This is a genomic window from Saccharopolyspora rhizosphaerae (assembly GCF_003931915.1).
GTDB lineage: Bacteria > Actinomycetota > Actinomycetes > Mycobacteriales > Pseudonocardiaceae > Saccharopolyspora > Saccharopolyspora rhizosphaerae.
In genome coordinates this window covers 273,978-298,356 of sequence record NZ_RSAA01000035.1, presented here as the reverse complement: position 1 = coordinate 298,356, position 24,379 = coordinate 273,978, and the positions used below count along the sequence as shown (strand labels likewise).

The 24,379-nt window shown below is 71.1% G+C and carries 24 protein-coding genes; 14 read left to right on the top strand and 10 right to left on the bottom strand.

All coding sequences use genetic code 11. The features are described from left to right. The first annotated feature begins 29 nt into the window (after positions 1-29). The 4 genes from EIL87_RS24325 to EIL87_RS24310 all read left to right on the top strand — a co-directional run bounded on the left by EIL87_RS24325 (position 30) and on the right by EIL87_RS24310 (position 4,130). Complete coding sequence (locus tag EIL87_RS24325; RefSeq protein WP_125092911.1) at positions 30-1,118, top strand: ABC transporter permease; 1,089 nt, start codon at positions 30-32, stop codon at positions 1,116-1,118. After that, positions 1,115-2,371 carry an ABC transporter permease gene (locus EIL87_RS24320; RefSeq protein WP_125092910.1) on the top strand — a complete coding sequence of 419 codons (1,257 nt, stop codon included), beginning with the start codon at positions 1,115-1,117 and terminating at the stop codon, positions 2,369-2,371. Before EIL87_RS24325 ends, EIL87_RS24320 begins: the two co-directional genes overlap by 4 nt. Next, positions 2,372-2,746 carry a cytidine deaminase gene (locus tag EIL87_RS24315; RefSeq protein WP_125092909.1) on the top strand — a complete coding sequence of 125 codons (375 nt, stop codon included), beginning with the start codon at positions 2,372-2,374 and terminating at the stop codon, positions 2,744-2,746. A 97-nt stretch (positions 2,747-2,843) separates the two neighbouring features. Further along, positions 2,844-4,130, top strand: a complete 1,287-nt coding sequence (locus EIL87_RS24310) for a thymidine phosphorylase (protein ID WP_125092908.1) — start codon at positions 2,844-2,846, stop codon at positions 4,128-4,130. Between the two features lie 341 nt (positions 4,131-4,471). Here EIL87_RS24310 and EIL87_RS24305 read toward each other — a convergent pair whose 3' ends face one another. Further along, positions 4,472-5,710 (bottom strand): coiled-coil domain-containing protein, encoded by a 1,239-nt coding sequence (locus EIL87_RS24305; protein WP_125092907.1) that lies wholly within the window; start codon positions 5,708-5,710, stop codon positions 4,472-4,474. Between the two features lie 345 nt (positions 5,711-6,055). Here EIL87_RS24305 and EIL87_RS24300 point away from each other — a divergent pair, with 345 nt between their 5' ends. The 3 genes from EIL87_RS24300 to EIL87_RS24290 all read left to right on the top strand — a co-directional run bounded on the left by EIL87_RS24300 (position 6,056) and on the right by EIL87_RS24290 (position 8,679). Continuing rightward, positions 6,056-7,144, top strand: coding sequence for an adenosine deaminase (locus tag EIL87_RS24300; protein WP_125092906.1), 1,089 nt, complete (start codon positions 6,056-6,058; stop codon positions 7,142-7,144). A gap of 101 nt (positions 7,145-7,245) precedes the next feature. Next, entirely contained in the window at positions 7,246-8,010 is a 765-nt protein-coding gene (locus EIL87_RS24295; RefSeq protein WP_125092905.1) for an IclR family transcriptional regulator, read from the top strand. A gap of 93 nt (positions 8,011-8,103) precedes the next feature. Continuing rightward, positions 8,104-8,679: an RNA polymerase sigma factor gene (locus EIL87_RS24290; RefSeq protein ID WP_125092904.1), complete on the top strand. Its 576-nt coding sequence runs from the start codon at positions 8,104-8,106 to the stop codon at positions 8,677-8,679. A gap of 14 nt (positions 8,680-8,693) precedes the next feature. Here EIL87_RS24290 and EIL87_RS24285 read toward each other — a convergent pair whose 3' ends face one another. Continuing rightward, a complete protein-coding gene (locus EIL87_RS24285; protein ID WP_125092903.1) occupies positions 8,694-9,920 on the bottom strand; it encodes a primosomal protein in 1,227 nt (408 codons plus the stop codon). Positions 9,921-10,178: 258 nt separating this feature from the next. Here EIL87_RS24285 and EIL87_RS24280 point away from each other — a divergent pair, with 258 nt between their 5' ends. The 3 genes from EIL87_RS24280 to EIL87_RS24270 all read left to right on the top strand — a co-directional run bounded on the left by EIL87_RS24280 (position 10,179) and on the right by EIL87_RS24270 (position 11,808). Further along, positions 10,179-10,760: an SMI1/KNR4 family protein gene (locus tag EIL87_RS24280; RefSeq protein ID WP_125092902.1), complete on the top strand. Its 582-nt coding sequence runs from the start codon at positions 10,179-10,181 to the stop codon at positions 10,758-10,760. Positions 10,761-10,840: 80 nt separating this feature from the next. Further along, a complete protein-coding gene (locus tag EIL87_RS24275) occupies positions 10,841-11,191 on the top strand; it encodes a PadR family transcriptional regulator (protein WP_125092901.1) in 351 nt (116 codons plus the stop codon). Continuing rightward, complete coding sequence (locus EIL87_RS24270) at positions 11,188-11,808, top strand: HAAS signaling domain-containing protein (protein WP_125092900.1); 621 nt, start codon at positions 11,188-11,190, stop codon at positions 11,806-11,808. The genes EIL87_RS24275 and EIL87_RS24270 overlap by 4 nt, the downstream gene beginning before the upstream one ends. A 15-nt stretch (positions 11,809-11,823) precedes the next feature. Here EIL87_RS24270 and EIL87_RS24265 read toward each other — a convergent pair whose 3' ends face one another. The 3 genes from EIL87_RS24265 to deoC are packed head-to-tail and all read right to left on the bottom strand — an operon-like array spanning position 11,824 to position 15,072. Then, positions 11,824-12,696, bottom strand: a complete 873-nt coding sequence (locus EIL87_RS24265; RefSeq protein WP_125092899.1) for an aldehyde dehydrogenase family protein — start codon at positions 12,694-12,696, stop codon at positions 11,824-11,826. Then, a complete protein-coding gene (locus EIL87_RS24260) occupies positions 12,689-14,125 on the bottom strand; it encodes an aldehyde dehydrogenase family protein (protein WP_125092898.1) in 1,437 nt (478 codons plus the stop codon). The genes EIL87_RS24265 and EIL87_RS24260 overlap by 8 nt, the downstream gene beginning before the upstream one ends. Then, positions 14,125-15,072: a deoxyribose-phosphate aldolase gene (gene deoC / locus EIL87_RS24255; RefSeq protein ID WP_125092897.1), complete on the bottom strand. Its 948-nt coding sequence runs from the start codon at positions 15,070-15,072 to the stop codon at positions 14,125-14,127. The genes EIL87_RS24260 and deoC overlap by 1 nt, the downstream gene beginning before the upstream one ends. 349 nt (positions 15,073-15,421) lie before the next feature. On the opposite strand from deoC, the gene EIL87_RS24250 reads away from it, so the two are divergent. From EIL87_RS24250 to EIL87_RS24235, 4 genes are all read left to right on the top strand, one after another. Beyond that, positions 15,422-15,643: a hypothetical protein gene (locus EIL87_RS24250; protein ID WP_125092896.1), complete on the top strand. Its 222-nt coding sequence runs from the start codon at positions 15,422-15,424 to the stop codon at positions 15,641-15,643. An 89-nt stretch (positions 15,644-15,732) separates the two neighbouring features. Further along, on the top strand, positions 15,733-16,866 hold the full coding sequence (locus tag EIL87_RS24245; RefSeq protein WP_125092895.1) for a glutathione-independent formaldehyde dehydrogenase: 1,134 nt from the start codon (positions 15,733-15,735) through the stop codon (positions 16,864-16,866). 72 nt (positions 16,867-16,938) lie between these two features. Next, on the top strand, positions 16,939-17,562 hold the full coding sequence (gene upp, locus EIL87_RS24240; RefSeq protein WP_125092894.1) for a uracil phosphoribosyltransferase: 624 nt from the start codon (positions 16,939-16,941) through the stop codon (positions 17,560-17,562). A 112-nt stretch (positions 17,563-17,674) separates the two neighbouring features. Continuing rightward, positions 17,675-18,844, top strand: coding sequence for a glycosyltransferase (locus EIL87_RS24235; protein WP_233576551.1), 1,170 nt, complete (start codon positions 17,675-17,677; stop codon positions 18,842-18,844). Between the two features lie 103 nt (positions 18,845-18,947). Here the strand turns inward: EIL87_RS24235 and EIL87_RS24230 are convergent, their stop codons facing one another. The 5 genes from EIL87_RS24230 to EIL87_RS24210 form a co-directional block, all read right to left on the bottom strand. Next, the gene (locus EIL87_RS24230) at positions 18,948-19,283 is read right to left on the bottom strand and encodes a hypothetical protein (RefSeq protein ID WP_125092893.1); all 336 of its coding nucleotides are present in this window, start codon (positions 19,281-19,283) and stop codon (positions 18,948-18,950) included. Positions 19,284-19,531: 248 nt separating this feature from the next. Beyond that, positions 19,532-19,984: a flavodoxin family protein gene (locus EIL87_RS24225; RefSeq protein ID WP_125092892.1), complete on the bottom strand. Its 453-nt coding sequence runs from the start codon at positions 19,982-19,984 to the stop codon at positions 19,532-19,534. Next, positions 19,985-21,607 (bottom strand): phospho-sugar mutase, encoded by a 1,623-nt coding sequence (locus tag EIL87_RS24220; RefSeq protein WP_125092891.1) that lies wholly within the window; start codon positions 21,605-21,607, stop codon positions 19,985-19,987. It abuts the gene before it with no gap. Beyond that, positions 21,604-22,410, bottom strand: coding sequence for a purine-nucleoside phosphorylase (locus EIL87_RS24215; RefSeq protein ID WP_199740595.1), 807 nt, complete (start codon positions 22,408-22,410; stop codon positions 21,604-21,606). The genes EIL87_RS24220 and EIL87_RS24215 overlap by 4 nt, the downstream gene beginning before the upstream one ends. Before the next feature lie 157 nt (positions 22,411-22,567). Further along, positions 22,568-24,253 (bottom strand): serine/threonine-protein kinase, encoded by a 1,686-nt coding sequence (locus tag EIL87_RS24210; RefSeq protein ID WP_199740594.1) that lies wholly within the window; start codon positions 24,251-24,253, stop codon positions 22,568-22,570. Between the last annotated feature and the right edge of the window lie 126 nt (positions 24,254-24,379).

The window sequence follows — 24,379 nt, the reverse complement described above, 5'->3', positions numbered from 1 at the left end:
GACTGCCCCGGCGGAACACAGGAGGCGCTGTGAACACCTGGCGGGCGAGGTTGTTGCCGCCGGCCCTGGCGATCGTCTTCTCCGCGGTGCTGTGCAGCGCGGTCCTGCTGATCTCCGGGGCCGACCCGAGCGCGACGTTGCTGGAGATGGTGGCCCAGGTCGGCCGGGGCACGACCGCGGTCGACATCGTCAACACCGCGGGCGCGTACTACTTGGTCGCGATCGCCGCCGCGATCGGGTTCCAGATGAACCTGCTCAACATCGGCATCGAGGGCCAGTGCCGCCTGGCCGCGTGCGTGGCGGCGATCGTGGCCGGCGCGGTGAGCTTGCCGTTCGGGCTGCACGCCGCGCTGGTCGTGGTCGTCGGCGCGGTCACCGGCGCGCTGTGGTCCGGTGTCGCCGCCGTGCTCAAGGTCTACCGCGGGGTGTCCGAGGTGATCTCCACGATCATGCTCAACACCCTGGCGATCGGGGTGATCGCCTTCCTCGTCCGGGTCTTCGGCGAGATGCGCGGCAACAGCCAGGGCACCCGGATCATCCCGGAGAGCGGCCTGGTGCCCGGTGTCCCGCTGGGCGGCGCGGGCACGGTGTTCGGCCTGGTGCTGCTGGCGGTGCTGGTCGGCGTTGGCTACGCGGTCCTCCTCGACCGCACCCGCTACGGCTTCGAGCTCCGCGCGTCGGGGCTGTCGCCCACGGCGGCGCGGGCCGGTGGCGTGGACTCCAAGCGGATGGTGCTGTCCGCGATGCTCATCTCCGGTGCAGTCGCCGGACTGGCCGGGCTGCCGGAGATCCTGGGCCGCGACCACACCTTCACCATCAACTTCCCGACCGGCTACGGCTTCGCGGGGCTGGCGATCGCACTGCTGGGCAGGAACCACCCGCTCGGCGTGGCCTTCGGCGCGCTGCTGTGGTCCTTCTTGGACAAGAGCTCGCTGACGCTGGACAACATCGGCGTGCCGAAGGAGATCGTGACCATCCTGCAGGGAACCATCGTGCTGTCCGTGGTGGTGGCCTACGAGCTGGTGCGCCGCCGGGAACTGGCCGCCGAGCAGCGTCGCGTCGGCACGGCGCTGGAGACCGCCGAGCCGGTCGCTGCGAGCGGAGGTGAGCGGGCATGACCGCAGTGGTGGAACGAACGACCCCCTCCGCACCGGGCGGTGACAGGAAGGTGCCCGGCTGGGCGCGGGTGCTGCTGTGGGTCGTGGTCGGGTTCGTCGCCCTGGCGATCACCTCGTACCAGACCGGAGTGCCGCAGCTGACCGGATCGGGGACCGTGCAGGCCGCCGTGCGGCTGGGCATCCCGATCCTGCTCGCCGCGCTCGGCGGGCTGTGGGCCGAGCGCGCGGGCGTGATCAACATCGGCCTCGAAGGCATGATGATCATGGGCACCTGGGGTGGCGCCTGGGCGGGCTACCAGTGGGGACCGCTGGCCGGGCTCGTCGCCGCAGCCCTCTTCGGCGCGCTCGGCGGCCTGCTGCACGCCATCGCCACGGTCTCCTTCGGGGTCAACCACATCGTCTCCGGCGTGGCGATCAACCTGCTCGGTGCCGGGGCCGCGAAGTACCTGTCCACACTGGTCTTCGAGCCGATCTCGCGGAACCCGAGGCAGTCTCCGCCGGTGCCGAAGTTCGACACCTACTCGGTGCAGCCGATCGCCGGGTGGCTCCAGCAGCTGGAGGACCTGCAGCGGGTCGGCATCTCCGACGTCGCGGGCATCCTCGGTGGTCTGGTCTCCGGCGTCTCACCGCTGACGATGTTGGCCTACCTGCTGGTCCCGGTCAGCTACCTGGTGCTCTGGCGCTCGCCGTTCGGGCTCCGGCTGCGCTCCTGCGGCGAGAACCCGGTCGCCGCGGAGTCCCTGGGGGTGAACGTCTACCGGTACAAGTACACCGCCGTGATCACCTCGGGTGCGCTGGCCGGGATCGGTGGTGCCGCGCTGCTGCTCAACCCCGGGCAGGCCGGCTACCTCGAAGGCCAGACCAACAACCGCGGCTACATCGGCCTCGCCGCGATGATCTTCGGCAACTGGCGACCGGGCGGACTGCTCGGCGGCGCCGCGCTGTTCGGCTACTCCGACGGGCTGCAGCTGCGCAGCGGCGCGACCAGCGTGCACGCGCTGTTCTACGGAGCCACCCTGCTGCTCGTGGTCGTCGCGGCGCTCCAGCTGTGGCGCGGGAACCGGTTGTCCGCGGGCGTCTCCCTCGTCGCGGCAGCGACGATGTACTCGGTCTACTGGTTCACCGACCAGCTGCCCGAGGAGCTCACCGCCTACACCCCGCACCTGGTCACGCTGGTCGTCCTCGGCGTCGCCGCGCAGCAGCTGCGACCACCGGAGGCCAACGGCCTGCAGTACCGGAGGGGGGTGGACTAGGTGGACGTCGACTGGGATTCCTTGCGAGCCAAGGCGGTCGAGGCAGCGGCGCTGGCCCACTGCCCGTACTCCGGGCTGCAAGTGGGGTCTGCGGCGCTGTGCGACGACGGTCGCGTGGTGACCGGCTGCAACGTCGAGAACGGCTCCTACGGCGTGACGTTGTGCGCGGAGTGCACGATGGCCGGCCAGCTGCGGCTGACCGGCGGAGGCCGGTTCGTCGCCGTGGCGTGCCGCAGCGGCACCGGCGACCTGCTCATGCCCTGCGGGCGTTGCCGCCAGGTCCTGCAGGAACTGGGCGGCTCCGACTGCCTCGTCGACACGCCGCGCGGGGTCCGCCCGATGCGGGAGGTGCTCCCGGACGCGTTCGAGCTCTAGGAATTCCGACCCGATCAGGTGCCGTGCGGCCGGACGTGCCACCCGGTCTCCGCACCTGCCGGGGTTGAGGACGGCACGGTTCTGCAGAGGAGGCGTCATGCGTTCCGCGATCGACGTGATCCGCGCGAAGCGCGACGGACAACGGCTCACCGACGACCAGATCGACTGGGTCGTCGACGCCTACACCCGGGGTGAGGTCGCCGACGAGCAGATGTCGGCGCTGGCGATGGCCGTGCTGCTGAACGGGATGACCTCGGAGGAGACCGCCCGCTGGACGGCGGCGATGGTCGCCTCCGGGGAGACGCTCGCGCTCGGCGGGCTGCCCATGCCCACGGTGGACAAGCACTCGACGGGCGGGGTCGGGGACAAGATCACGCTGCCGCTGACGCCGCTGGTGGCCGCGTGCGGGGCGGCGGTCCCGCAGCTCTCCGGCAGGGGGCTGGGCCACACCGGCGGCACGCTCGACAAGCTCGAATCGATCCCCGGCTGGCGGGCGAGCCTGACCGCGGAGGAGGTCCGGGCCCAGCTGCGCGAGGTCGGCGCGGTGATCTGCGCGGCGACAGCCGGTCTCGCACCGGCGGACCGGAAGCTCTACGCGCTGCGCGATGTCACGGGCACGGTGGAGTCGGTGCCGCTGATCGCCAGCTCGATCATGAGCAAGAAGATCGCCGAAGGCGCGGAGTCGCTGGTGCTGGACGTCAAGTGCGGCTCGGGCGCCTTCATGAAGACCCTGGAGCAGGCGCGGGAGCTGGCCACCACCCTGGTCGACATCGGCGCGGCCAACGGGGTGCGGATCAGCGCGCTCATCACCGACATGTCGGTGCCGCTGGGTCGCGCGGTCGGCAACGCCCTCGAGGTGGCCGAGAGCGTGGACGTGCTGCGCGGCGGCGGTCCAACGGACGTCGTGGAGCTGACCGTCGCGCTGGCGCGCGAGATGCTCCAGCACGCCGGTGTGTCCGATGTGGACCCGGCGGAGGTGTTGGCCGACGGCCGCGCGCACGAGGTCTGGCGCGAGATGATCGCCGCACAAGGCGGCGACCCCGACGCCGAGCTCCCGCAGGCGCAGCACCGCGAGACGATCACCGCACCGGCTTCGGGCACGCTCACCCGGCTTGACGCCTACGCCGTCGGCCTCGCCGCTTGGCGGCTCGGCGCCGGCCGTGCGCGCAAGGAGGACGCCGTCGACCACGCCGCCGGCGTGGTCTGCCTCGCCAAGCCGGGCGAGCAGGTCGTCGAGGGCCAACCGCTGCTGGAGCTGCACACCGACCGGCCGCAGGCCCTCGCTGCTGCCCGCGACACCCTCGCACCCGCGTACGAGATCAGCGGTGCCGACGCGAGGTCGACACCGCTGATCATCGAGAAGGTCACCGCGAACCGGTCGTGAACACCGGGACTTCAGGAGATCGCCCCGGCCATCGCCTGGCTGCTGGGCGAGCAGGCCAGTGATGCCACTCCATCGCCGCAGCCGCGACGTCCTCGCGCTCGGCCAGGTGACCAGGGCGTCGAAGACGTTGACCCACGCTGCGGTCAGCGCTGAGCCGGGAATCCGGTTCGGACGATCCTGACGGCGGAGCCGAGCCGCGCGTCGTGACGCCCCTCCCGCGACCGGCACCGCCGCTCACCTCCGCCGAGGTCCGCCGGTGCCGCCGCTCGGGCCGGTCCGGCGAACCGCTGCGGTCCCGCTCCCCGCCCCGCTGAGCGGGGCGGGTCAGGAGCCCGGTCCGGTCAGGCGCTTTCGGCGGTGAAGTCCTCGTCCCCGCCCTCCAGGGCCTTGTTCTCAGTGCTCTCCCGCTTGGCGCTCTTCGAGCGCCCGCGGCGCTGCTGGCGGGGCAGCGTGGTGGGCGGCGGCGGGGTCGACTGGGCGCTGCCGCCGAGGATGAGCTCGGCGAAGGTCGCCATGGCCTCGTCCAGCTGACCGGCGTGCCGCTGCTCGCTCTCCTCGTTGGCCTCGCGCACCAGGGCGCCGAGCTTGTCGGCGTCGGGGCGCTGGGACAACGAGCCGGACAGCTGCGAGAGGTTCTGCGACAGCGTGCCGCCCAGCTCGCCCAGACCGTTCTTGACGCCCTCCTCGACGTTCTCCAGCCGGGTGCTGACGCCCTGCTCGACGTTGTCGATGCGGGTGTTGACGTTGTCCTCGACCTGGGTGAGGCGGCCCGAGACCTGGTCCAACCGGTCGGTGAGCGCCTCGAGGCGCTGCGCCAGGTCGTTGAGCTTGTCGGTCGGGTCCACCGCCGGGCGCTCGGCCAGGTGGTCGAGCTTGGCGTCCAGCTGGTCGCGGGAGCCGGACACCGCCTCCGCGAGCTCCTTCTGGGACGCGGCCAGCTCCTGCTGGGCCTCGCTGAGGCCCTTCTGGGTGGTGCCGGCGGAGTCAGTGACCGCGCGCTGCAGGGCCTCGCGGGTGCCGTCGAGGTGCTCGTGCACCCCCTCGTCGATCTCGGCGAACCGGCCGCGGAGGCTGGTCTCCAGCGAGTCGATGCGGTCGCGCACCGGGTCGTTGACCGACGCCGGGAGAGCTTCGAGGCGGTCGTCCTGCTTGTCCAGGTGCGAGCCGAGCTCGTCCATGCGCTGGTGGATGTGGCCGAGCTTGTCCTCCAGGCCGTCCATCCGACCGGAGACACCGTCCATCCGGCCCGCGACGCCGTCGAGGCGGCCGTCGAGCTGGGCGAAGGGCTTGGCGAGCTTGTCCACCACGGCTTCGACGGCGCCCTTGAGGTCCAGCAGCGCACCGTCGTGCGCCTCCAGCTTCGAGAGCGCCTCGTCGAGTCGTTCGGCGAGCACGCTGACCTCGGTGCGGTCGGGCAGCTCGGACAGGCGCTTGCGCACGGAGCCCAGGGATTCCAGCGGGGAGAGCCTGGCGTGGATTTCGTCGAGTGCGTCGAAAATCTGCTGCTGTTCGCTTTCGCGGATCTCAGCCGCACGCGTGAGCATGTTGCGCATGCGGTCGAACGACATGTTCTCGGTCACGGCTAGGGGCGTCCTTCGTCGAGGGGGGTGAGGACTTGAGAAGCGTAGCCACTCCTTTCTCCCGCCCATAGCCGCCCCCCGTTACATTCCGCGACGTTGATCCGCCAATCAGGTCCGATCAGCGGCGTTTCGATAGGCCGTTCGCATCAGCGATCCTGAACCCAATGCATCAAGAATGGGGTGTGCCTCCATCCGGGTGAGTTTTTTCGCGGGCGGCCTTGGGCCAACAGGTGGTGAACCCCGATCGGGGGAGCGGTTGCGGGCCGCTGAACTGCGCGGAGGACGTGGGGTGATCACGTGGTGGCACTCTGTGGTGCCGGGACCGGGGCCGGGTAACGTAGCCGCATGTCGACACCGGTGAACCTGGACAACATCCGGCAGGCGCCGAAGGTGCTGCTGCACGACCACCTCGACGGCGGGCTGCGACCGCAGACCGTCGTCGACCTCGCCCGCGAGAGCGGGTATTCCGGTCTCCCCCACGACGACGCCGACGATCTCGCGCGTTGGTTCGTGACTGCGGCCGACTCCGGCTCGTTGGAGCGCTACCTGGAGACCTTCGCCCACACCGTGGGGGTCATGCAGACCAGGGACGCGCTGTTCCGCGTCGCGGCCGAGGCCGCGGAGGACCTGGCGGACGACGGCGTGGTCTACGCCGAGGTGCGCTACGCGCCCGAACTCTTCCAGGAGCAGGGGTTGACCCTGGACGAGATCGTGCAAGCGGTGCAGGACGGTTTCCGCGAGGGAGAACGCCGCGCGGAGGCCGCGGGAAAGCGGATCCGGATCGGCACGTTGTTGTGCGCGATGCGGCAGAACGCGCGATCCACCGAAATCGCCAACCTCGCCATTCGGTACCGGGATGCGCAGGTCGTCGGCTTCGACATCGCGGGCCCGGAAGCGGGATTTCCGCCCACCCGCAACCTCGACGCGTTCGAATACCTGCGGCAGCAGAACGCGCATTTCACCATTCACGCAGGTGAGGCGTTCGGATTGCCGTCGATTTGGGAAGCGATCCAGCACTGCGGTGCGGAGCGGCTCGGGCACGGCGTGCGGATCGTCGACGACATCAAGGTCGACGACGACGGCACGGTGCACCTGGGTCGGCTCGCCTCGTACGTGCGCGACCGCCGGATCCCGCTGGAGATGTGCCCGTCGTCGAACCTGCAGACGGGAGCGGTCTCCGCGCTCGCCGACCACCCGATCGGCCTGCTGGCGAAGCTCCGCTTCCGCGTCACGGTCAACACCGACAACCGGTTGATGAGCCACTGCTCGATGTCGAGCGAATTCGCGGCGCTGCACGAGGCGTTCGGGTACAGCTGGGAGGAGTTCCAGTGGTTCACGGTGAACGCCATGAAGTCGGCGTTCATCGGGTTCGACGAACGGCTCGAGATCATCAACGAGCAGATCAAGCCGAAGTACTCGGACATGCTGGCATGACTCGGACGCAGCGGGAGCAGTAGGCTGCGGAGCTCCGGCGGCACAACGGCGTGCCGCCGGACCTCCGCAGGCACGAGCCGCTGCACAGTCCTGGAGGCGCAGTGAGCAGGGGCAGCGAACCCACGTTGATCGCATCGGTCCAGCGGGCGCTTCGACTCCTGGAGGTGGTGGGCGAACATCCGGGAGGGGTCACGGCGAAGTGCTTGGCCCGCACCACCGGGCTGGCGCTGCCGACGACCTACCACCTGTTGCGGACCCTCGTGCACGAGGGATACCTGCAGAAGCTCGACGACGGCGCCTTCATCGTCGGCGACCAGGTGTCCGGCCTGCACAGCGCTGCGCAGGCGCAGCAGCTCCGCAGCCGCGTCCGGCGGGTGATGACCGACCTCCGCGAAGCCCTCAACGCCGCGATCTACCTGGCCTGCTACCGGGACGGCGAGGTTTCCGTCGACGAGATCGTCGACAGTCCCCGCACCCCGCGGGTGGACGCCTGGGTGGACTTCCGGGAGGCCGCGCACGCCACCGCGGTCGGCAAGTGCCTGCTGTCCTCGCTGAGCAAGGAGCAGCGCAGCGACCACTTCCGCCGGTACCCGCCGGAAGACCTCACCCCGCGCACCATCACCGGGTTGCGCGAGCTGGTGGAGTGCCCGGCGTCCCCGCTGGTCACCGACACCGAGGAGTACTCGCTGGGCACGGCGTGCCTGGCGGCGCCCGTCCGGTTCGCGGATTCGCCCGTCACGCTGGCCATCTCGTTCCCGGTTCGCAGGCTGGCCACCACCGGCGACTACGTCCGCCCCCTGCGCGCCGCGGCCGACGAGGTCTCCCGCGTCCTGGCGGTGGCCGGCGAGCACTCCGACCGGAACTGAGCGGTTCCGGGATCACCATCTGAAAACCCGCGCCTTGTAAGCCTCTCCAGAACGGCGGGAGACTCCTCGTAGCCAGCCAGTGAGGGGTGTCCGATGCCAGCGGGCGACGACCGGGAGTTGTTGCGCAACGTCCGAGCCGGGTCGATGGTCGCCTTCGCTGAGCTCTACGCCCGGCACCAGGCCGCCGCGCACACCATGGCCTTCCAGGTCGCGCCCGTCCCGGCGGACGCCGACGACCTGGTCTCCGAAGCCTTCACCAAGATCCTCGACGTGCTGCGCCGCGGCGGTGGCCCGGACCGGGCGTTCCGCGCTTACCTGCTCACCACGGTCCGCAACCTCGCCTCGGCGGCCGGCGCCCGGTCCCGCCGCACGCTCCTCGCGGCCGACCTGGACGACTACTGCGAGCCGCAGGAACCGGTGCCGTGCACCGACCCGGTCACCGAGGAGCTGGAACGCGCCCGCGTCAGCGAGGCCTTCGCCCAGCTGCCCAAGCGCTGGCGCCAGGTCCTGTGGTCGGTGGAGGTGGAGGACCAGAAGCCCTCGGACCTCAGCCGCCGCTACAACATCAGCCGCAACGGCGCGGCGGCCCTGGTCTACCGGGCGCGGAAGGGCTTGCGCCAGGCCTACAACCAGAGCCGTCCGAGCCGGACGCTGGTCGGCGCGGCCTGATCAGCGCGTCTTGATCAGCGCTGCCGGAAGCGCGCTTCCAGGTCCGCCACGAGCGTGCGCCAGGTCTCGACCTCGTCGTCGAAGGGCGGGCTCGGCGGCATCCGGTTCGGCGTCGGGCGCAGGACGAACGACACCAGCCAGCCCAGGCGCTCGGAGGGCTGGAGCACCTTCTCCGCGCTGTCGTCGCCCGCCCAGACGGCCGCGTCCAGCACCAGTTCCTCGGCCAGGTCCAGCTGCGTGGCGTCTACTTCGGACGGACCCGCGAGCAGGTCGGTGTCGAGCCCGTTGAGCACGTAGGTGTTGTCCGGCTCGACCTCGACCTGCAGCTCGCCGCCGATGGCCGCGTCGCGCAGCCGCGGCCAGGTGGCCACGCGGGCGAGGTCGTTGTCCTCGACCGCCTCGTCGTCGGCCAGGAACCGGGCCAGGGCGCGCGGCGAGCTGAAGACGTCGATCTTGTCGCCGCTGCCCAGGAAGACCGGGTCGTCGCCGAGGTAGCAGCGCAGCGTGTAGTGCTCCGCGTCGCTGGTGACGATGTGGATCGGGTCGATGCCGATCTCACCCCAGAAGCCGAGCTCGACCTCTTCGATCTCGTCGACGTCGGAGGGCGTGGTCGCGGCGGTCTCGTCGTCGTTGTCGGCCTCCAGGGCCTCGGCCAGCTCGGCCTCGGCGGTGGCGACCGCGTCCGCGGGCACCTCGGGGGTGCTCACCACGGAGTCGATGGCGTCGAGCAGCTCGTCCCAGCGGTCGACCACGACTTGGCACAGCTCGTTCCAGCGCTTCTGCCCGTCGCGGCCACCGAATGCCAGCATGCCCTGGTTGAGCAGGGAGAAGCCGTCGGCGGCGTCGAGGACCTCGGTGACGGTGTCGAGCTCGCACACCTCGGCCAGCGACCGAGCGATCTCGACGATGTCGGCGAGCTCGGCGACGGTCCAGGTGTCCAGCGGCTCGGCCACCAGCTCCGGGACGCCGACCAGGTCGAACTGGTGGTCCTCGTCAGGGCTGAGGTCGACGGCCGACAGCCCGGGCACCACGTGCCACGCCGGGTGGTCGTCGAGGTCGTGCTCCCGTGCGGTGCGCACGAACGCGGCGAGCCGCGCCGGGTCGGGGAACCCGTAGAGGTCATCCCCGTACCCGAGGAACGCTTCCCATTCCTCGCCATCTTCGCGCCAGTGCGGTGCCCACAGGGTGACGACGTCTCCCTGCGGCAGCCCGAGCTCGATGGGGACGATGTCCTGCGCCATCTCTCTACCTCCGGTCACCAGAACCAGACCCCGCGGAAGCCTACGGGTTGGCCGTGGACACCTCGTGCCCTGGTCCGGTGTCACCGTAGCTGGTTCGATCATTGCAACGGAGGACGGAACAGTTGGTAACGATCACTCGTCGGTCCCGCGGGCTCGGAGGAACCGGGATCCACTGATCGGCCCAGCGTCCTCACCGCTCGTCGTCGAGGTCCCCTTTGGCGGTACCGCCCCGCTCACGGGGCGGTGACCATGATCAGAATGGATGTCACGGAGCTGTGGAGCCAGATCGCGCACTGGCTCGCACGCCATGCCCCGGTCACCGCAGCAGCCCTGCGCCCACCGCTCGAGCAGCCGGACTTCGTCGAGCTGGAGACCGAGTTCTCCGTCGAACTGCCGGGTGAGCTGCGCGCGCTCTGGCTCTGCTGCGGCGGTACCGAAGGCGATGTCCTGGCCGACGTCCTGCCACCGTTCTACACGCCGTACGGCGCTGACCAGGCGCTGGCGTCGTGGCGTGACCACCGCAAGCACTGGACCGCGCAGTGGGAGCGGCCGGCGTGCGACTACTACGCGGGCTCCCCGGGGTCGAGCTTCCACCCGTCGTGGATCCCGATCGCGGGTGACGGTTTCGCCGACGAACTCGTGGTGGACCTGCGGCCGGGCCGGTTGCACGGGTGCGTGCTGGAGTGGGAGCAGGAGCACGCGCAGGTGCTGAGACCGGAGTGGCAGGGCATCGCGGCGATGCTCGCCGACGTCCACCGCTCGCTGTCCAACGGCGTCCCGGCCGGGCACAGCTACCCCACGGTGACCGAGGACGGCCGCCTGGACTGGCAGATCCGCTGACCACCTCCACCGGAGCTCCCGGTCGCTCCCTCACGACCTACTAGTTGGCGACGCACACTAGTAGGTGGTACGTTCTAGCCATGGCGGAACGCACGACGGCCAGGCAGGCGCAGTGGTTGCGCGGGGTCCTCGACCTCGCCGTGCTCGCGCTGCTGGCCGAGAGCGGGGAGGGCTACGGCTACACCCTGCTGCAACGGCTGGCCGAGGCGGGGCTGCCGGACATGAAGGCCGGAACTCTGTACCCGCTGCTGAACCGGTTGGCCGCCGACGGCTTGCTGGCGGCGGAATGGCGAGCCGGCGAAGGCGGGCCGGGGCGCAAGTTCTTCTCGTTGACTGAGGAGGGGCGCGCTGTGCTGGCCGAGGTGGGGCCGAAGTGGGTCGAGTTCGCCCGGAACTCGATCACCGTCGTCGAGCGAGGGGTGCACGCATGATGGTTCTGGACCGGAAGTACCACGACGACCTGCTCATCGCGCTGCGCATGCACGAGGTGTCCGGCGAACGCGTGGGTGAGGTGCTGGCGGAGGTCGAGTCGCACGTGGCGGAGACCGGTGAAGACCCGGTCGAGGCCTTCGGCGAACCGCGCGACTACGCCCGGCGGGTGGCCGCGCAGCTCGACCGGAGCACCGGCAAGCGGCCGGCCTGGGAAGTGGTCCTCGGCTCGCTGGTGGCGGCGGTGCTGGCCTTCTTCGGTTCGACCTTCCTGGTACGCGGCCTCGCGGCCGGCGAGGAAGGCGTGATCTTCACGGTGCGCGACGTGGTGGCGCAGCCGCTCGTGCTGCTCCTGGTCGTGGCGGGCACCGCGCTCGTCTTCCGCGCGTTCACCGCGCTTGCGCACGCCAAGTCCTTCGCCGGTGGTGCCGTCGTCGCGTTCGTCGCGCTCATCGCGTCCCAGACCGCCTGCGCCCTGTACCTCGACGACGTGACCCCGGTGATCACCGTCCCGAGCGGCGTCGTCCTGGTCCTCGGTGTCGTCCTGCTCGTCGTCCTCGCCGCCGTGCTCGGCGGGGCCGTTCGCCGAGGGCGGGTGCGCTACCCCGCGAAGGCCTGAGGTCCGGGTCGGGCGTCAGGTGCCCACGGGGTGCCAGACCGTCTTGATCTCGGTGAAGGCGCGGAGCCGTTGCAGGTCCGGTTCGCGGGTCCAGTCGGGTTCGCCCCGGACCGGCAGCACCCGCTTGACGGTGTCGGCGGCCGTGCGGGCAAGCTCGCCGCGCAGGTCCGCCGGGGCGCCGGTCGGGTCCAGCGCGTTGACGTCGGCGTGCGAGGCCAGCCACGGCCCCAGCTCGGCGGCCCGGCCGGTCAGCACGTTGACCACGCCGCTGGGGACGTCGGAGGTGGCCAGCACCTCGGCGAAGGTGATGGCCGGCAGCGGCCGCCTGCCGGAGGTCACGACCACGCAGGTGTTGCCGGCGGCGATCACCGGGGCCACCACGCTGACCAGGCCGAGCAGCGACGACTCCTGCGGAGCCAGCACGCCCACGACCCCGGTCGGTTCCGGGGTGCTGAACGAGAGGTACGGACCCGCCACCGGGTTCGAGGCGCCCAGCACCATCGCGATCTTGTCGGTCCAGCCCGCGTACCAGACCACCCGGTCCACCGCTCTGTCCACAGTGGACAGAGCGGTGGACCGGGGGACTCCCTCGGCGGCGGAGACCTCGGCGGTGAACTGCTCGCGCCGCCCCTCCATCACCTCGGCGATGCGGAACAGCACCTGGCCGCGGTTGTAGGCGGTCGCTCCGGACCAGCCGCCGAAGGCCTTGCGGGCCGCGGCCACCGCGTCGCGCACGTCCTTGCGGGAGGCGTGCGCGACGTTGGCCAGGAACTCCCCGTCGGCAGAGGTCACGGCGAACACCCGTCCCGACTCGGAGCGCGGGAACGCGCCACCGATGTAGAGCTTGTAGGTCTTGGCGACGGCCAGCCGGCCGGGCACGTCAGACATCGAGGTACGCCTCCAAACCGGCCCGGCCGCCCTCGCGGCCGAACCCGGACTCCCGATAACCGCCGAACGGTGCCGTCGGGTCGAACCGGTTGAACGTGTTCGCCCACACCACGCCGGCGCGCAGCTGCTGCGCCGCCCACAGGATCCGCGCCCCCTTCTCCGTCCAGATCCCCGCCGACAACCCGTAGGGCGTGTTGTTGGCCTTGGCGATGGCCTCCTCGGGCGTGCGGAAGGTCAGCACCGACAGCACCGGGCCGAAGATCTCCTCGCGCGCGATGCGCATCGACTGCTGCACCTCGGAGAACACCGTGGGCGCGAAGAAGAAACCGCGTTCGGGCAGCTCGCACGGGCTGCTCCAGCGCAGCGCGCCCTCCGCTTCGCCGCTCGCCGCCAGAGCGGTGATCTTGTCCAGCTGCTCGGCGGAGTTGATGGCGCCGACGTCGGTGTTCTTGTCGAGCGGATCCCCCACGCGCAACGTGCTGACCCGCGCGCGCAGCTTCTCCAGCAGCTCCTCGGCCACGGACTCCTGCACCAGCAGGCGCGAACCCGCGCAGCACACGTGTCCCTGGTTGAAGAAGATGCCGCTGACGATGCCCTCGACGGTCTGGTCCAGCGGCGCGTCGTCGAAGACGATGTTCGCCGCCTTGCCACCCAGCTCCAGCGTGAGCTTCTTCCCGGTCCCGGCCACGGTCCGCTGGATCTGCTTGCCGACCTCGGTCGAACCGGTGAAGGCCACCTTGTCCACGTCGGAGTGCGCCACCAGCGCCGCGCCGACGTCGCCGGCTCCCGGCACGATGTTGACCACGCCCGCGGGCAGACCGGCCTGGCGGCAGATGTCGGCGAACACCAGCGCGCTCAGCGGAGTCGTCTCGGCGGGCTTGAGCACGACCGTGTTCCCGCAGGCCAGGGCGGGCGCGATCTTCCAAGCCAGCATGAGCAGCGGGAAGTTCCACGGGATCACCTGCCCGGCCACGCCCAGCGGCTTCGGGTCGGGCCCGAGGCCGGCGTGGCCGAGCTTGTCGGCCCACCCGGCGTGGTGGAAGAAGTGCGCGGCGGCGGTGGGGACGTCGACGTCCCGGGACTCCTTGATCGGCTTGCCGTTGTCCAGCGTCTCCAGCACCGCCAGCTCCCGGGCGCGCTCCTGGATGAGCCGCGCGACCCGGAACAGGTGCTTGGCCCTCTCCTCGCCGGGCAGCGTCGACCACACCTGGTGGTAGGCGCGGCGGGCCGCGGCGACCGCTCGGTCCACGTCACCCGTGTCGGCGGAGGAGACCTCGGCGAGGGTCTCCTCGGTCGCCGGGTTCAGGGTCTTGATGGGCTGCCCGCCGCCGTCGACGAACTCGCCGTCGACGAACATCCGGTAGTTCGGCTTGAGGTCGGCGATCTCGCGCGACTCCGGCGCGGGCGCGTACTCCCAAGGGCTGGTCATCAGTCCACCGCCACGTAGTTCGGGCCGCTGTAGTGGCCTTCGAGCTGGGTCCGACGCTGCATCAGCAGGTCGTTGAGCAGGCTGGAGGCGCCGAAGCGGAACAAGTCGGGCGTGAGCCACTCGGGCCCGGCGACCTCGTGCACCGCCACCAGGTAGCGGACCGCGTCCTTGGTGTTGCGGATCCCGCCGGCCGGTTTCACGCCGCGCAGCTCGCCGGTGGTGTCCCGCCAGTCGCGCACGGCCTGCAGCATCAGGTGCGTGACGGGCAGGGTCGCGGCGGGGGAGACCTTGCCGGTGGAGGTCTTGATGAAGTCGCCCCCGGCCAGCAGCGCCAGCCACGACGCGCGGCGCACGCTGTCGGGGGTGGCGAGTTCGCCGGTTTCCAGGATGACCTTCAGGTGCGCGTCACCGCAGGCCGCCTTGACCGCCTTGACCTCGTCGAAGACCTGCCCGTAGCGCCCGGCCAGGAACGCGCCCCGGTCGATGACCATGTCGACCTCGTCAGCCCCCTCGGCCACGGCGTGCTCGACGTCGGCGAGCTTCACGGCCCGCGCCGCCCGCCCGGATGGGAACGCGGTGGCCACCGAGGCCACGTGGATCCCGGACCCCGCGAGCTCCTCGGCGGCGACCGACGCCAGGTCGGAGTACACGCACACCGCGGCGACCTGCGGAACGCCGTCCTGCCCGGAGTCTGGTCTGCGGGCCTTCGCGCACAACGCCCGTACCTTGCCTGGGGTGTCGGCACCTTCCAGGGTCGTCAGGTCGACCATCGAGATCGCGGTGTCGATGGCCTGCAGCTTCGAGTCCTCCTTGATGCTGCGCGCGGCCAGGCCAGCAGCCCGCTGCTCCAAACCGACCTGGTCAACGCCGGGGAGGCCGTGCAGGAACCGGCGGAGCGACCGGTCGTCCCGCACGGCGTCGTCGAGGTCGAACGGCGTCCATGCCATACGCGCAGTCTAAGTCGCTGCCCACGCCCAGCGGCCCTCACTGGAGTGATCACGCCAGGCCTCGCTTCTCGGCAATTGCTCCGTGCGCCGCTCCTCGAGTGTTCGAGTACGCGGCGTCGCGGCGTACTCGCCACGAAGCCGCTCAGAACCTGCGGCGGTGCCGGTTGACTGCCACAGCAGGAACGGCGGCTGCCGCCGCGGGCCGCCTCAACCGCTGCGGCGTCCGGTTGGTCCGCACCTGGAACGGCAGCTGCCGCCGTTCCCCCGGGCGGTTCCTGGAACCTCCGCGCGTTCCAGCTGTCCACACCAACGAACAGCAGCACCGGATGCCCTGAACGCCTCCTGGCCGGTGCCGTTCCTGGCTGCCACTCCTGTCAGCGCCGACTTCGGCCTCGACGACGCGCAGCGGGACGAACGGATGCGCCAGCTGGAGCAGTACCTCGCTTCCCTGCCCCCGGACCGCTTCCCGACGCTGCTGTCGATGGTGCCGGTGCTGTCGCAGGGCGACTACCGGGAACGCTTCGAGTTCGGCATAGACCTGCTCCGGGGACTGGCCGCGCAGGCCCGCTGAAGTCCTCCGGCTGTGTGAGTGCACGCGCGCCCGGGGCGGGGTAACCCGAGGGGACATGGGTATTCAAGCGCGTGTTCAGGAGGTTCGCCATGAAGGCGATCGTGTACCAAGAACCGTACCGCGTCGCTGTTGATGAGGTCGAACGCCCGGCCATCAAGCACCCCAACGACGTCATCGTGCGGGTCACCTCGACAGCGATCTGCGGGTCGGACCTGCACATGTACGAAGGCCGCACGGCGGCGGAGCCGGGGATCGTGTTCGGACACGAGAACATGGGCATCATCGAAGAGGTCGGCGAAGGTGTGACCAGCCTGAACCGCGGTGACCGCGTGGTGATGCCGTTCAACGTGGCGTGTGGGTTCTGCAAGAACTGCATGGCCCAGAACACCGGGTTCTGCTTGACGGTGAACCCCGGGTTCGCGGGTGGTGCCTACGGCTACGTCGCGATGGGTCCCTACACCGGTGGCCAGGCCGAGTACCTGCGTGTCCCGTACGCCGACTTCAACTGCCTGAAGCTGCCCGCCGACGGCAGCCACGAGACCGACTTCGTCCTGCTGGCCGACATCTTCCCGACCGGCTACCACGGTTGCGAGCTCGCCCAGGTCTCGCCGGGCGAGAGCGTCGCGGTGTACGGGGCGGGCCCGGTCGGCCTGATGGCCGCCTACTCGGCCCTGCTGCGCGGGGCCTCGCGGGTGTTCTGCGTGGACCGCGTGCCGGAGCGGCTGGCCAAGGCCGAGGAGATCGGCGCGATCCCGATCGACTTCTCGAAGGGCGACCCCGTCGAGATGATCAAGGACCAGACCGACGGCGAGGGCGCCGACAAGGGCGTCGACGCGGTGGGCTACCAGGCGCAGAGCGGCACCTCCTCCGAGGAGGAGCCCGCCATCGTGCTGAACTCGCTCATCGAGACCGTGCGCCCGACCGGACGCCTCGGCGTCCCCGGCCTCTACGTCCCGGCCGACCCCGGCGGTCCGTCGGAGGAGGCGAAGAAGGGCATGCTGCTCGTCTCCGTGGGGAGGATGTTCGAGAAGGGGCAGGTCATCGGCACCGGCCAGTGCAACGTCAAGCGCTACAACCGGCAGCTCCGCGACATGATCATCGAGGGCCGGGCGAAGCCGAGCTTCGTGGTCTCGCACGAGCTGTCGCTGGACGAGGCACCGGACGCCTACACCAAGTTCGACCAGCGCATCGACGGCTACACCAAGGTCGTCCTGCACCCGTAGGCGTGCGATCGGGGCCACGTTCGCACACGTCGATACCTCAGGGGTGCGGAGCGGCCGTTACGGTTGTCCGTCATGGACGTTCGGGTCGTGGATCACCCCCTGGCGAAGTCGCGGTTGTCGACGATGCGCGATGCGCGCACCAACAGCGCCGCGTTCCGGGCCGCGTTGCAGGAGCTCACGCTCATGCTCATCTACGAGGCGACGCGGGACGCCGAGCTGGCGGAGGAGTCGATCCACACCCCGGTCGCCAAGACGACCGGTTACCGGATCGCGAACCCGCCCCTGCTGGTGCCCGTGCTGCGGGCCGGGCTCGGCATGGCCGACCAGGCGCACCGGTTGATCCCGGAGGCGCAGATGGGCTTCGTCGGGCTCGCCCGCGACGAGGAGACGCTGCAGCCCACCCCGTACCTGGAGTCGCTGCCGGCCGACCTCACCGATCGCCCGGTGCTCGTGCTGGACCCGATGCTCGCCACCGGCGGCTCGATGGTGCACACCATCGAGCTGCTGGTCGAGCGCGGGGCCACCGACGTCACCGCCATCTGCACGCTCACCGCTCCGGAGGGCGTTCGGCGCCTCGAGGAGTCCGGGCTGCCGGTGCGCGTGGTGACCGCGAGCGTCGACGAGCGCCTCAACGAGTCGGGCTACATCGTGCCCGGCCTGGGCGACGCGGGAGACCGGGAGTACGGCGCGGTCTGATCTCGCGGTCCCGCGTGGAAACCGGCGCGGGACCTGGGCGCCACGCGGAGTTCACGACCACTTCGGTCGTTCCAGCAGCACCCGAACCCCACTTCCGTGGCACGCTGAGGCGGTGGTTTCACCGCGAAGACATGCGAACCGCTGGTCGTCGGTGCTCGGCGCGGTCACCTTGGGGGTGCTGGTCCGCAGCGCGCGGACGATCCGCCAGACGCGCGCGGTCGCCGCGCTGCGCGACCCCCGTTCCGGCGCGGTCGCGCCGCCGAAGGTCACGGTGGTCGTCCCCGCCCGCGACGAAGCCGACGTGCTCACCGATTGCCTGAACTCGATCCTCCTGCAGACCCACGGCACCGAGGACGGGGCGTCGCTGCGGGTGGTCGTCGTCGACGACGGCTCCACCGACGGGACCGGCGAGATCGCACGCGAGTTCGCCCGGCGGGACCCGCGCGTGGTGCCGATCCGCGTCGACTCGCCACCTCCCGGCTGGGGCGGCAAGGTGCACGCGATGCACGTGGGCGTGGAGGCCGCCGCACCGCCCGAAGCGGGGGAGTGGCTGTGGTTCCTCGACGCCGACACGGTCGCCGCGCCTGACCTGCTCAGCCGCCTGCTGGCCACCGCCGACGCCATCGAGGCCGACCTCGTGTCCACCCCGGGCGGTCCGCCGCCGCGGAGCTCGGCGACCTGGCCGCTGCTGATGCCGCCCGGCCTGCAGCTCATCGGTGAGAACGCCTCGCCGGACGGGCGTGGGCGCAAGGCGTTCGCCATCGGCCACTGCATCCTGGTGCGCCGATCGCACTACGAGAAGGTCGGTGGTTGGGCCGCGTTCGCCGCGATCCGCAACGAGGACGTCGCGATCGCCACCGCCGTGCGCGACCACGGCGGCACCACCCGCACCGTGGACGGCCTCGGCCACTTGCGCACCACCGGGATGGACCCGTTCGGGCAGGGCTGGGCGTCGTTCCGCAAGAGCTTCGTGGCCGGCACCCGGGGTTCGGCGCCGCTGCTGGCCGCGATCGGCCTCGGTCAGATCGCGATGTCGGTCGCCGCGCCGCTGTCGGTGCTGGTGGGGCGCCGGCGCAGGCCGAAGCTGACCGCGCTGGGGCTGCTGGGGTGCGCCGCGCAGAGCGCGGCGCACGCGAAGACGGCGGAGTTCATGCGGGCCCGCCCCGAGCTGGCGCCGCTCGCCCCGATCAGCGGGACGCTGTTCGGCGTGCTGCTGCTGGACGGGGCCGTGCGCGCGCTGCGAGGCCGGGACCAGTGGAAAGGCCGCCGCTCGACGTTCTGACCCGGTGGGCTCGGACCCCGGGAGCGGTCACCGGACGGGCCCAGCGAAGGAGTGGCCCGGCCGGAAGTCCGGCCGGGCCGTCGGTTCGAGGAGTCGCGGAGGGTCAGCCGACCGAGCCGCTCTGCAACCTGCGCATGGCGATCGGCGCGCCTGCCAGGTCCTCTTCGTTGCACATCAGCTTCAGGTCGTAGTACGGGGCGCCGTCCCGGTCGTCGTAATCGAGGTGCACTGCGATCACGTCGATGGGTTCCCCGAGCCAGTTCTGGGCTTCGCGAAGCCACTTGGCGGACCGTTCCAAAGCCGCCGGTAGGTCGTCGTCACGGAACTCGACCGGCCGGTAGGGAACGCCCTGGACCTGGTCGTGCGGACCAGCGGGCTTGGGGAGGTCCACGGAGACGCCGGAGTCATCGAGTTCGAGTCGGATCGTTTCCTCACTCACTGTCGCAGGGTAACGCGTCCGGCCGGGGAAATGCTGCTGGAGGGCCTGCGGATTTCCCACGACCGCGGTGGCGGCGTGGCTGCCGATTACGATGGGCGAAGGTGCGGGGCGCCCCGAACATCGCACGTGATGAGGGAAGGCGGGCTCTGTCCGGGGTGCCCCGCCGTCGTCAAGGGGCGCGCCCTGACGACACGATCAGGCTACTCGAAACGCGCCGACCAAGATCAACTGGGTGGTCCCGGGACCACCTACGGCATGAGGTTCGCGGCCATCGTCGCGCCCAGCTCCCAGCACGTGTCCAGGTCGGGCTTCTCCGGGGCGCCCAGCACGACCGCGGGCTCGGCCGCCTGCTGCCAGCCCAGGCCCGTGGTGATCGAGGTGATCGCGCGCTGGGCTCCCTCGACACCCTCGTTGCCGTGCACGTAGTAACCGAAGGGTCGGCCGGTCGTGGCGTCCAGGCACGGGTAGTAGATCGTGTCGAAGAAGTGCTTCAACGCACCCGAGATGTAGCCGAGGTTGGCCGGCGTGCCCAGCAGGTAGCCGTCGGCGTCGAGCACGTCGGCGGCCGTCGCGCTCAGCGCCGGACGCCGCACGACCTCGACGCCCTCGATCTCGTCGGTCGTCGCACCCGCCACGGCCTGCTCGAACATCGCCTGCATCCCGGGCGAGGGTGTGTGGTGCACGATCAGCAGCTTCGGCATCTACTCCTCCACCAGGGCCGTCACGGCCCGGGTCAGCTCCTCCAGGCGCTCGGCCGCGCGCAGCTTGGCCTGCGCCAGCGGCAGCTCGCCGACGGGCTCGACCACCTGCAGGTAGCACTTGAGCTTCGGTTCGGTCCCCGACGGGCGGATGACCACCCGCAAGCCTCCCTCACCGGTGACCACGAGGGCATCGGTGTCCGGCAGGAGGTCCTGCACCTCGGTGGCCGTCCCCGCCAGCTCCTGCGGCGGGTCCTGCCGCAGCCGGCGCATGATTCGCGGGATCACCGCCAGGTCCGTCACCCGCACCGACACCTGGCCGGTCTCGTGCACGCCGTGCTCGGTGGACAGCTCGTCGAGCAGGTCCAGCAGGTGATCGCCCGAGGCCAGCAGGCTCGCGGTCAGGTCGCAGGCCAGCACGGCCGCCGAGATGCCGTCCTTGTCGCGGACCCGGTCCGGGTCGACGCAGTGCCCGAGCGCCTCCTCGTAGGCGTAGACCAGCCCGGTTCCCTCGCCGTCGCCCGCGCGCACCAACCACTTGAACCCGGTCAGCGTCTCGGCGTAGCGGACGCCGAACTCCGCAGCGATCGAGCGCAGCATGCTGGAGGAGACGATCGTCGTGGCCACCAGCGGGTCCTCCACCGACTCGTCCAAGGTGGACAGGACGTGCCAGGCCAGCAGCACGCCGGTCTCGTCGCCCTTCAACATCCGCCACCGCGCGCCCTCGCGCACCCCCAGCGCGCAGCGGTCGGCGTCCGGGTCCAGCGCGATCGCCAGGTCGGCGTTGATGTCCTCGGCCAGCTGCAGCAGCTCGTCCGTCGCGCCCGGCTCTTCCGGGTTCGGGAACCCCACGGTCGGGAAGTCCGGGTCCGGGTCGACCTGCGAGTCCACGAAGTGGACGTCGTCGAAACCCGCGTGCTGCAACGCCTTCCGCAACGTCTTCGCCCCGACGCCGTGCAACGCCGTCGCCGCGACGCGGATCTCGCGGTCACCACCGCGTGGCAGCGCCGCGACCCGCGCCAGGTAGTCGTCCGGCGCGGACTCCAGCACCGTCCAGTTCTGCTTGCGCGACACCGAGTTCGCCGCGGGCGTGCGCGTGATCGCCCCTTCGATCTCGGTGTCGGCCGGGCCGACGAGCTGGATGCCGCCGCCGAGGTACAGCTTGTAGCCGTTGTCCTGCGGTGGGTTGTGCGAGGCGGTGATCTGGATGCCCGCGACCGCGTTCAGCGCGCGGGTCGCGTGCGCGACCACCGGCGTCGGCAGCGGTTCCGGCAGCACCCGCACGTCAAAACCCGCGGCCGACAGCACGCCCGCCGCGTCGTGGGCGAAGTCCTCCGAACCGTGCCGCGCATCCCGGCCGACCACCACGGTCCCACCGCCGGAACCCCGCTGGACCAGCCAGCTCGCGACCCCCGCCGTGGTGCGCACGACCACCGCGCGGTTCATCCCGTTGGACCCCGCGCGCACCGGTGCCCGCAGCCCGGAGGTGCCGAAGCGCGGCATGCCCGACATCCGGTCGGCCAGCTCGGGCGAGTCGAGAAGACCCCGCAGCTCCTCCTGGGTGCGGGGATCGACGTCGTCGGCGATCCACTGCTCCGCGGCCGCCCGGACATCCGGCTGGGTCACGCCTCCTCCAGCAACGACCGCAGCAACCGCCCCATCCGCGAAGCCGAAACGCGGCCCGCCTCGAGGACTTCCTCGTGGTCGAGGGGCTGCCCGCTCAAACCGGCGGCGAGGTTCGTCACCAACGACAGGCCGAACACCTCGGCGCCCAGCGAGCGGGCGGTGATGGCTTCCAGCACGGTCGACATCCCCACCAGGTCCACGCCCAGCGTGCGCAACATCCGGATCTCGGCCGGAGTCTCGAAGTGCGGCCCGGGCAATCCCGCGTAGACGCCTTCCTCCAGCGAGGGGTCGATGCGCCGTGCCAGCTCCCGCAGCCGCGGCGAGTACAGGTCGGTCAGGTCGACGAAGTTCGCCCCCACCAACGGCGACAGCGCGGTCATGTTGATGTGGTCGCTGATCAGCACCGGCTGTCCCACCTGCATGCCCTCGCGGATGCCGCCTGCGGCGTTGGTGAGCATGACCGTCCGGCACCCGGCCGCCACCGCGGTCCGCACCCCGTGCGCGACCTTCACGATCCCGTGCCCCTCGTACATGTGGGTGCGACCGAGGATGACCAGCACGCGCTTGTCGCCCACCTGCACCGAGCGCATCTTGCCGGTGTGGCCGACAGCGCCCGGCTTGGCGAAGCCCGGGAGCTCGTCCATGCCGATCTCGGCCTTCGGGGCGCCGATCTCGTCGGCGGCGGGTTGCCAGCCGGATCCGAGGACGACGGCCAGGTCGTGGCGGTCGGCCCCGGTGATCTCGGCGAGCTTGGCCGAGGCCTCGTGAGCGATGGCGGACGGGTCAGTGTTCGTAGCGGTCACGGCCGGGCAGCTTAGTCTCTCCACTGTGCCCACGCGTGGTCTCCAGCGAGGACGCCCTCGCGCCGTGGGCTGTTCGGCGGAACCGGCCGGGCCGGGGGGAGGTCGACCCGCGGCCGTCCTGCCGAGAACCGCTCGCAGCCGGCGGTCCTCGGCGCCCTCAGGCGGTGGGGCGGAAGGTCGGGACGACGACGTCGAGCAGCCGCTCAGCGGTGGAGCTCTGGTCCGGTGCCGTGGTCACGCGGACGATCCAGAGGTCGTCGCCCGAGCGCTTGAGCGCGGCGGCCGAGTAGCGCTCGATCTGCTTGGCCGGTGCGTTGAGCAACTGCTGGACCGTCGTGACGTAGTCGACCCGGCGGGTGTCGCCGACCGAGCGGAAGCCGGTGACGCGAACACCAGCGGCCGGGCCGCCGATCGCCTGCGCGAACTGGGCCTCGTAGCTGTCCAGTGTCCGGCGCCCCGTGAAGTAGTCGCCGTAGCGCTGGACCGCCACCTCGGTGGCTCCGTCACCGGACACGAACGCCACCACCGAGTTGTTCGCGACGTCGTTGCGCTCGCTCTGGAAAGTCCGCCACCCGGCCGGAGCCGTGATGGTGAACTCGCCACCGCGGGGAGCCGCGCTGTGCTTGGCGTTCGCGGAGTACGACCCCATCGGCGGCACCACGTGCTCCGGCTCTGACGACGGTGGAGGGTCCACCGGCAGGACCGGCTGGTTCGCCAGCCACCGGGTCACCGCGAACGACCCGAGCAGCGCCACCGTGAAGAGCACGAGCGCGGCCAGCACCAGCGCGAGGGTGCGCACCAGCTGCCGCTGCCGGCGCGGTGGGTCGGCCAGGGTGAACGGTGGCGGGCCGGGATCGGCGGCCAGCGGCGCCGACCCGCTCGGCTGCGGAGCCGGCGGTGCGGGGGCCTGCGACTGCGAGGTCTGCTGCAGGACCCGCTGCCGCACCCGGACGGTCGGGGCGTCGGGGTCGAGCAGCATCCCGAACGGCCGCGCGCCCGGCTCCGGCAGCAGGTGCTGCACCCGCCGGCGCACCTCCGTCAGCGACATCCGCTGCGCCGGGTCCTTGACCATCAGCGCCCGGATCACGTCGCCCACCACGCCCGGCCGGTCCAGCTCCGGGACCGGGCCGCGCACGACCTCGGTGACCGTCGCGAGCGGGTCGTCGCCGACGTCGTAGGGCGGACGGCCCTCGGCGGCGGCGAACAGCGTCGCGCCCAAGCCCCACAGGTCCGCGGCCGAGGTCACCGCCTCACCGCCGGCGACCTCCGGCGCGATGTAGGCGGGAGTTCCCAGCAGGATCCCGGTGTTGGTCAGGGTGTGCTCCGCGACGTTGCGGGAGATGCCGAAGTCGCTGACCTTCAGCCGGCCGTCGTCACCGATGAGCACGTTGCCCGGCTTGACGTCGCGGTGCACGATCCCGGCCCGGTGCGCGGCGTCGAGGCCGGCCGCGACACCGTCGGCGATCACCGCGAGCTGGACGTCGTCGAGAGCACCGTGGTCGTCGAGGATCGCTGCCAGGCTCTGCGACGGGACCAGCTCCATCACCACGAACGGCTCGTCCTGCTCGCGCGCGACGTCGTAGAGCGTCACCACGTTCGGGTGGGAGAGCACCGCGATGGCGCGCGCTTCGCGCAAGGCGCGCTCGCGCAGCTCGGCGGCCTCCTCCTCGGGCATGCCGGGAGCGAGCTTGACCTCCTTGACCGCCACCGGCCGGTGCAGCAGCTCGTCGGTCGCGTACCAGACGGTGCCCATCGCGCCACCGCCGAGCTTGCGCTCCAGGCGGTACCGTTCAGCGATCAGCCGGCCGATGCCGGCGAGGGTATCTTGGTTCTCGGTGGGCACGGCCACACATTTTGGCACCTCCGGTCCGACGGCCGGGCCAGAACGGACGCGAAAGCCGTCGTGGACCTCGCGAGAACGCACCGGACGATCCCGAGGTCGTCAGGGAAGCGCGTTGATGTTACTGCA